This is a genomic window from Vibrio sp. 378 (assembly GCF_033339435.1).
Map to the genome: position 1 here is coordinate 1 of NZ_JAWOUO010000692.1, position 641 is coordinate 641.

General features: G+C 48.0%; 1 protein-coding gene. It reads left to right on the top strand.

Going from position 1 to position 641, the window contains the following annotated elements:
* The coding region (locus R7Q48_RS28305) for an ImpA family metalloprotease (RefSeq protein ID WP_318133643.1) at positions 1 to 641 on the top strand (641 nt) is incomplete at both ends.

Here is a 641-nt window from a genome sequence, read left to right on the forward strand (position 1 = left end):
ATCACCCCTGGGTTTGAAGTGCACTCACAGCGCGACAAGATGTTAGAGTCGGTCAACGCTGAAATGTGGTCTACCCCTGCGGAAATGGCGCTTGCAACGGAAGAATATGTTCATAACTACCCGCATGTTCTGGCTGGTTTCCAAGGGCCGGGTATAGACGAAGTACCTGAAATTATTCAATACGCTCAAAACCAAGGCTGGGAAATTGCCAATATTGATATGGTTAAGCACATGAATGCTGACCAAGCCACTTGTGGTTATGGCTGCTCTGGTAACCCGTACGATGCTTATTGGGCCTTCAGTCCTTTAGGTCACGGTGATTTGCATGAGCTAGGCCACGGTTTAGAGAAAGGACGATTCCGATTCGCTGGTTGGGAAGGGCATTCGACGACCAACTACTACTCCTACTACAGCAAGTCTCGTTTCTTCCAAAATACGGGTAAGGAATCAACCTGCCAAAGCTTGGATTTCAAAGGTCAGTTTGAACTGTTGCAAACCAGTCGAACACAAAGCGATCCAAATGCTTATATGGCGGAGCAAAACCAAACGGGTGGGAGCTGGGGTGCTCGAGTTTACATTCAAATGATGATGGCGGCGCAGCATGAAGGTGTGCTTAAAAATGGTTGGCATTTATTGGCGCG